Source organism: Azomonas macrocytogenes (genome assembly GCF_014191985.1).
Taxonomy (GTDB): Bacteria; Pseudomonadota; Gammaproteobacteria; order Pseudomonadales; family Pseudomonadaceae; genus Azomonas; species Azomonas macrocytogenes.
Window position 1 is genome coordinate 1 of sequence record NZ_JACHXI010000042.1, and the last position, 6866, is coordinate 6866.

Annotated in this window: 7 protein-coding genes and 1 pseudogene; 7 read left to right on the top strand and 1 reads right to left on the bottom strand. The window is 47.4% G+C overall.

Features of this window, described 5'->3' with window-relative positions; translation table 11 throughout:
• Positions 1-279: 279 nt before the first annotated feature.
• From FHR87_RS19425 to FHR87_RS18480, 4 genes and pseudogenes are all read left to right on the top strand, one after another.
• Positions 280-452: pseudogene (locus FHR87_RS19425) on the top strand (transposase); the annotation flags it as partial.
• Between the two features lie 293 nt (positions 453-745).
• Positions 746-1084, top strand: a complete 339-nt coding sequence (locus tag FHR87_RS18470) for a DUF2790 domain-containing protein (RefSeq protein WP_183168241.1) — start codon at positions 746-748, stop codon at positions 1082-1084.
• Positions 1085-1258: 174 nt separating this feature from the next.
• A complete protein-coding gene (gene relB, locus FHR87_RS18475; RefSeq protein ID WP_183168242.1) occupies positions 1259-1471 on the top strand; it encodes a type II toxin-antitoxin system RelB family antitoxin in 213 nt (70 codons plus the stop codon).
• Complete coding sequence (locus FHR87_RS18480) at positions 1455-1688, top strand: type II toxin-antitoxin system RelE family toxin (protein WP_183168243.1); 234 nt, start codon at positions 1455-1457, stop codon at positions 1686-1688. Before relB ends, FHR87_RS18480 begins: the two co-directional genes overlap by 17 nt.
• 87 nt (positions 1689-1775) lie before the next feature.
• Here the strand turns inward: FHR87_RS18480 and FHR87_RS18485 are convergent, their stop codons facing one another.
• Positions 1776-3044 carry an MFS transporter gene (locus tag FHR87_RS18485; protein ID WP_183168244.1) on the bottom strand — a complete coding sequence of 423 codons (1269 nt, stop codon included), beginning with the start codon at positions 3042-3044 and terminating at the stop codon, positions 1776-1778.
• 180 nt (positions 3045-3224) lie between these two features.
• Between FHR87_RS18485 and FHR87_RS18490 the strand changes: the two genes are divergently transcribed.
• The 3 genes from FHR87_RS18490 (at position 3225) to FHR87_RS18500 (ending at position 6184) form a co-directional block, all read left to right on the top strand.
• Positions 3225-3677 (top strand): winged helix-turn-helix transcriptional regulator, encoded by a 453-nt coding sequence (locus tag FHR87_RS18490; RefSeq protein WP_183168245.1) that lies wholly within the window; start codon positions 3225-3227, stop codon positions 3675-3677.
• Between the two features lie 476 nt (positions 3678-4153).
• A complete protein-coding gene (locus tag FHR87_RS18495) occupies positions 4154-5404 on the top strand; it encodes a tyrosine-type recombinase/integrase (RefSeq protein WP_183168246.1) in 1251 nt (416 codons plus the stop codon).
• 555 nt (positions 5405-5959) lie between these two features.
• Positions 5960-6184, top strand: coding sequence for a hypothetical protein (locus FHR87_RS18500; RefSeq protein WP_183168247.1), 225 nt, complete (start codon positions 5960-5962; stop codon positions 6182-6184).
• Positions 6185-6866: the final 682 nt, after the last annotated feature.

Consider the following 6866-nt stretch of genomic DNA (forward strand, 5'->3'; position numbering starts at 1 on the left):
TTGGACATGTTACTCAGACTGGTAAAGGTTTTAACTGGGCGCCAGCGCTATATGGACCTTACCAGCGGGCAGCTCAGGTTCCTTTGCTGAAATGATGGGCGTATTGAAATACTGCCCAATGGACTTTCGCAGATAACTTAGCAGCTGTCATCTAAACATCCTTATCCACACTAGCTAGGGATAAAAAAGGTACTAGAAGGCACCTCCGGCTGCTGACAAAGCCCTGGTCCTCTGGCCGAGGCTTTTGTTTAATTGGCTATCGTCCTATGGAGTGAGCCGATGCTCAGATCACCCCCTCCTAAGCGGCACGCACTGGAAAGGGTCACCCTCGAAGAATGGACCATCTGTTGCGCAAGATCGCCCGCCATATCGATACCGAGCACCTGCTCTGCGCTGACAATGGCCATCCAGCGCTGGACCCGGTGGCGCTCTTCAAGATTCTCTTCATCGGCTAGCCACCCGATCGTAACGCCGTTCAATATCATCATAAATAACTTAACTTATTGTTTTTAATTAAAATTAAACTTTAAAAAACTAATTATGCATAAAATTGATGCACAACAATATTTTCTTTTAAGGAAATAATAAATAGACAGAATAATGCTTATTTTATAACCGTCAGACTCCTAGAATCATTTCCAGAGAGACAGAAAAGCCCCTCGAAAAAATTCCAGTTTTAAAAACAGGCATGGCTGGGAAAACCCAGTGAAGGGACCGGCTTGCCTGATGAAATGGGAGAATGACCATGAAACGTTTAGCTACTCTGATGATGGCTGTGATTCCCTTTGTAGCCCTGTGTGATGGGGTTAATGCTGCCGAAGAGAAACCTGACCCACTGGCTGCCGATACTCAACTGATTATCCTGGATACGGATAGTATTGTTTCTCATCAATCAACTAATGATGAAGAAACGGTCCATGACTACCAATATGGCGATAAACCGGATATTCATGAGGTTATCTCTGTAAAAAAAGATTCGATGGCTTGTGGTTTAACTCCGGCGGTCATGACCTACGCAGATTCTCATGGCGAGAGACATACCTTGCGTTATCGGGTCATGGGGAATGGTTGCCAGAACGGCTAAGGCTCCGCCTTCCTCCGAGCTGGCAAGCGGTGTCGCGCTTAACCAGCTCCAGAGGGAGTTGTGGCTTCTCAAGACTCACCAGGAAGCGCCAGGCTGGCAATTTCAGCCCTCGAAGGCAATGGCCAGGTTGCGTTGCCGCTCGGAAGCTCCGACTCCTCATTATGGAGTTTGGTCATGCTTGCTATCCGACTGCCTTCGAAGCTGGAAGACCGCTTGGAAAACCTCACTAAAGCCACCGGCAGAACCAAAACCTTCTATGCTCGGAAAGCCATCGTGGCGCCCTTGGACAATCTAGAAGACCTGTGCCTGGCTGAACAGCGCTTGCTGGACAACCGGGCGGGTCGCTCGGAGTCAGTGTCGCTGAAGCACTATGGCTTGGCGGATTGAATTTGACCGTGTTGCCGAGCGCGAGCTAGGCAAGCTCGACCCGCAAATCGCCAAGCACATCCTGCTGCTGTTTCTACAGGAGCGGGTATCACATCTGGAGAATCCTCGCAGCATCGGCGAAGCCTTAAAAGACTTGCGTTTGAGGGATTTTTGGAAGTATCGCGCGGGCAACTATCGCATTATCAGCAGTATCGAGACGGCACCTTGCGTATGCTGAGATACCTGTCGAGGAAGGACTGGCTCTGAGTTGAATCGGAACTCGCATCCTTCAGAAATTAGTATAAATTCATATCGTTGTTTATTTTTATTGCGCTCTTGTTTTAAACCAGAATATAAAAGCTACTCCGCTAACTAAAGCTCCACTAAAACATACCCCGATCCAGTCGAAATATGAATATATGTTCGTTGATACAATTGCACCAAGGCCGCTACCGATTGAATAAAAAAGCATATACGCTGCAACAGTCCTACTTTGAGAATCCGGCTTTGATGCAAACATCAAACTTTGGTTTGTGACATGCACAGCCTGAATTGCAAAATCTAACGCAATCACACCTATAGCAAGCAGAAATAAAGAAGATTGAGCGAAGGTGATGGGTATCCAGGAAGCAGTTAATAAAAGGAGAGATAAGCATGTAACACGCTGCCCGAGACCTTGGTCTGCCCATTTACCCGATTTTGCTGCAGCTAGAGCTCCAGCTAAACCCGCTAATCCAAATAGTCCAATTTCAGTATGAGATAATAAAAGGGGAGGAATGCTTAACGGGAGAACGAGCGAGGTCCATAAAATACTAAATGATGTAAATATCAGGAGTGCAAGCGTGGCGCGAACCCTTATGATTTTTTCGGAAATAAATAGCCTAACCGTTGATTGAAGAATCTCAAAATAACTTTGACGGGTAGTTGCTGATGTTTGCCGAGGCATTACCTTGTAGAAAATAACTGCCATCAGAATCATCATGACTGCCGAGAAAAGATAAACCGATCGCCAGCCCGCCAAATCTGCAAAGACTCCTGAAACAAATCGTGCTAATAAAATTCCGGTTACGATCCCACTAGTAACAATACCAATATAATGTCCTCGTTTGTCAGGACTGGCTAAAGTAGCCGTAAACGCCACAAGAATCTGAACAACAACGGCCATTAATCCAACAATTAACATTGATATTAATAAGATAGGGATACTCGAAGAAAAAGCAACAGACAATAATGCAAGTGCAGATATGAAGAGTTGTGAAAGAATCAGCGTGCGACGATTAATCAGATCACCAAGTGGAACCAGAAAAGCAAGACCTATTGCATAGCCTAACTGAGTGATCGTTACCACTATGCCGATCGAACTTGAAGGAACACCGAGACTTTTAGACATTGAATCAAGTAACGGTTGGGCGAAATAGACGTTAGCTACCGATAGTCCAGCAGTGATTGCAAATAGTAAGAGTAATGGTTTGGATAAGGCATGCACCGAAGTATGTTTCGTATCGGCACGGTTGGAAACTTGATCTTCAGAATGCGTTGGTATTGAAGCATCCCTATTGGTGAAAGCCAGTGAATTATTGCTTTCAGTATTCATTGTTTTTCCATTAAGCCATCATGGTTTCAAAATGAAACCATATGTTTGCTTTGTATCAGCGGTGGTTTTATAATGCAACCACTTTGTACTTTACATCGCGATAATTTCTAAAAAATTATTTAAAATTATGATTTTAATATATTTTTTGATGGTGAATATTTTTTGACAACAGAGGTAGCTATGGCTAAAAAACCCGCACTTGAGTCAAGCGAATGTCCTGTGGCCAGAACATTGGAAGCTATTGGAGACCGCTGGTCTCTGATGATTATTCGAGACGCATTCGATGACACGAGACGCTTTACTGATTTCCGAAAAAGCTTGGGAGTCGCAAAAAATATCCTAGCCACTCGCCTCAAATCACTTGTAGATCTCGGTATCTTTAGTGTTCAACCTGCTTCTGACGGAAGCATCTATAATGAATATGTTCTTACTGAGATGGGTCGATCTTTATTTCCTATCATTATCACGTTGAGACAATGGGGAGAACATTTTATGTACAAACCGGGTGAAACCCATTCTATTCTTTTAGACAAAGAGTCAGAAATCCAAATTGAAAATATTGTTGTTAAATCCTCTACAGGGAAAGTTTTAAATCCTGAGGATTGTCATCGCAAACGTATTGTAAAATTATAAATATATCGAATTATTATATGAATTTTTATAATTCACCATAATTATAATTAAACAACATTAAATTAATTAATAATTACAATAGCACTTGACGAAATACAATTTAAACTGATTACTCATCAGTGTCAGATGATTTTATCTGGAGGATGTGTAATAAGAATCGTATAAAATTACTGCTCCATCTTATGGTCTGTCTGAAGACCCTCATAAATACTGAATTGTGGGATAAGACTTATTTTCATCCCACAGCAGCAGACGAATGCTAAATTACTGATCATCTCCTTCCCGGGAGATTTTTTTGCCTGCAAATGTGGGCTGTCATGTGGGATAAATAGCTTTGCTTATCGCCATACCCGCGTATTATAAGAGCTCCAGACGATTTGTACGGGGATACTCCATCCCCGTACATTCCGGCGAGATTTCCCAGACTCGCAGTAGCTTTCTGTTGAATGAACCCATAACCCAGGCCGAGAGACCGCATGAGCAAACTCACCCCTAAATTCGTCAGAGAGGTGGCCACACCTGGTTCCTATCAGGATGGACGCGGTCTGTTCCTGCGGGTCACTCACAGCGGACGCAAGAACTGGGTATTTCGTTATTCTCTCGGCGGTCGACATGATCTGACGTTGGGGGTCTATCCGGTTTTGTCCCTGCGTGATGCCCGATTGGAGGCTGACAAGCAACGTCTCGATATTGCCCGAGGTATTGATCCACTGGCGACCCGTGCCTCTGCCAAAGCTAAAACCGATAAATCAGCTCTGCATTCCTTCAAGGCCGAAGCCGAACGGTATATCAAAACCCACTCCCCCGCCTGGAGCTCAAAGCACCAGCAGCAGTGGCGCAACAGCATGGCCACTTATGCTTATCCGGCGCTCGGCAAACTGCCCGTTTCAGCCATCGATACGGCTGAGGTGTTGAAAGTCCTGGAACCAGTCTGGGGTCAGCATCCAGTCACGGCCAACCGACTGCGCAATCGTATTGAATTGGTGCTCGATGCCGCCAAGGCGCACCAGCGGCGCGAAGGAGAAAACCCTGCCCGATGGCGGGGGCATCTGGATAAGCTCCTGCCCAAACCTGGGCATACGGTACAACCTTTCACCGCCTTGACATCGGCCGCCGCTGGGAAGCTGCTATACAAGCTCGACAGCTTGGAGGGAGCTGCTGCCCGAGCTTGCGAACTGATGATCCTGACCGCTACCCGTAACCAGGAGGTCCGTGGCGCACGCTGGGAGGAAATCGACAGGAAGGAAAACCTCTGGGTGATTCCGGCCGAGCGAATGAAGAGCGGCAAGCCGCATCGGATTCCGCTGACCGAAAGTATGCTGAAGGTGTTAAAACAACAGCAAGGACGGCACCCGGAGTGGGTATTTATCAACGCTAGGCGTACCGGGCCGATTCCGAGTAATGCCATTGGCCGCACACTCGCCTTACTCAAGATTACCGAGGCGGTACCGCACGGCTTTCGTTCTACCTTCCGGACCTGGGCGGCTGAATACACCGACCACCAACGCGAGGTGTGCGAAATGGCCCTGGCCCACTCGCTGGGCAGCAAGGTGGAAGCCGCCTACAACCGGGGAGATCTACTAGAGAAACGTCGTGCACTGATGCAGGACTGGGAAGATTTTCTCCTCTCGAATTTTCCGCAGTTAGACGGTGAAAGGGATCATCTGGTCCCTGCCGACTCACCGTCGGCGTCACCACCACTCCTTGCAATCGCCAATATCCAATAGGGGAATCCTGCCGTTTTTGGCATCGACGGTGACGAATCCTTCGACAAGGCCCAGACACACAGGGCAATGCTCAAGCGCTTGGCCAGTCATTCGTACAGTGCCCCATTACGCCAAGAATAGTGGCCGGATATGACTCAACCGTTCGAGTTAAAGGTGCATTTCGATAACGGCAACGACGCCACAACAAACACCGCTGAACTGTCCAAGGATACGGCTACGATCACAAGCGGTAGTCAGTCGGCGCGCACCTATGTCAGAGGTCTTGCCGTGAAATCTTGACGGATGCTCCGGTAATTGTTTACCTAAAAAGGGAAAGAGAACGAGGAAGGAACATCCTATAGCTATGATGTTATACCTGCACAATTGAGGCTGATACTGGCAAGCTTATATTTGTCCGTTCGTAACAATCCGAACTACAACTACAACTAAGTTTGTTCGTTCGTAGCAAACTAAAGACTCTCTTACTTAATTAAGCAGCGATATTGCATTTGGGGTTTTTACAGGGTGTGCGACAACAGCTCATATCAATCCATCAGTAGTTGAAGATACCTTCGAATGTCTACCACAACTCCCTATCCCTGTTGCTTCCTGGTTCGCGATGTGTCGGATCATTACGGTACACCCACCTTCGATTTGCTTTATCACGACCTGGAAAACGGCGTGCTGCGCTGCTCAGAGCAAGTCTGGGACTCGTCGGCTCAAGCAGAAATAGATGCCGAACGTCTGGCAAACAGCCAGCTTGCTCCACTTCATTGGGAAGTTTTGCGCAAACTTGAATAAACAGGCGGCATCAAAAAAATAGTTTTTTATTTAGATGTTTTTGGTGTTTATCAAAGCACTTTCTTCACCTAAAAAAAGATTATCTCGCAAAGCGCTTGCATCAAAGCCGAACTGGCACCATAGTTCACCGGTTATTCATTTCCTATATTGGTTTTCGCAGGGATGCCTATGGGCTTCGATTCGCTCGCTGTTGTCAAGGAAGCAGGCCAGCACCTTTGCCTGGTAGCTGCACCGCAACCGTTCCGGAGATTCGAACCGGCGTATGCTGATGCCCTGCACACGCGCCTGGCGCACGCCCACGCAAAAACCATAAAGCTCAACGCCTTGTTTGCCGTACAAGGCGCTGAGTCAACCCAAGAGATCGTATTGATGACATAGACAGATCCAGAAATGCAGAAGGCCCCGGTTTGCCGACCGGGGCCTTCTACTGAAACGAATGGGCTGGACCTTTTGAAAGAGGGTCATCCAACCCAAACCAACGACTAACGATTTGGTGAGTCGAGTATGACTACGCCCGCGAGTTTGTGCAAGCGTAAACCTTCGCTCTACCTCATCGCTCGACGAGCGAGGGGGCGATGGCAACGCATGCGCATCCACGTCTAAATCCCGCTTCCCCTGCTGCCGGCCTGCACGCCAAGGCCCGTCCCGATCCTGGTCATTCCGCCCAGCGACGTACCCTGTC

What these genes read in the sequence shown, in the direction of transcription:
- relB (WP_183168242.1), top strand. Translation starts at nt 1,259, where the DNA reads ATGCTTGCTATCCGACTGCCTTCGAAGCTGGAAGACCGCTTGGAAAAC.
- FHR87_RS18485 (WP_183168244.1), bottom strand. Translation starts at nt 3,044, where the DNA reads ATGAATACTGAAAGCAATAATTCACTGGCTTTCACCAATAGGGATGCT.
- FHR87_RS18495 (WP_183168246.1), top strand. Translation starts at nt 4,154, where the DNA reads ATGAGCAAACTCACCCCTAAATTCGTCAGAGAGGTGGCCACACCTGGT.
- FHR87_RS18490 (WP_183168245.1), top strand. Translation starts at nt 3,225, where the DNA reads ATGGCTAAAAAACCCGCACTTGAGTCAAGCGAATGTCCTGTGGCCAGA.
- FHR87_RS18480 (WP_183168243.1), top strand. Translation starts at nt 1,455, where the DNA reads ATGGCTTGGCGGATTGAATTTGACCGTGTTGCCGAGCGCGAGCTAGGC.
- FHR87_RS18470 (WP_183168241.1), top strand. Translation starts at nt 746, where the DNA reads ATGAAACGTTTAGCTACTCTGATGATGGCTGTGATTCCCTTTGTAGCC.
- FHR87_RS18500 (WP_183168247.1), top strand. Translation starts at nt 5,960, where the DNA reads ATGTCTACCACAACTCCCTATCCCTGTTGCTTCCTGGTTCGCGATGTG.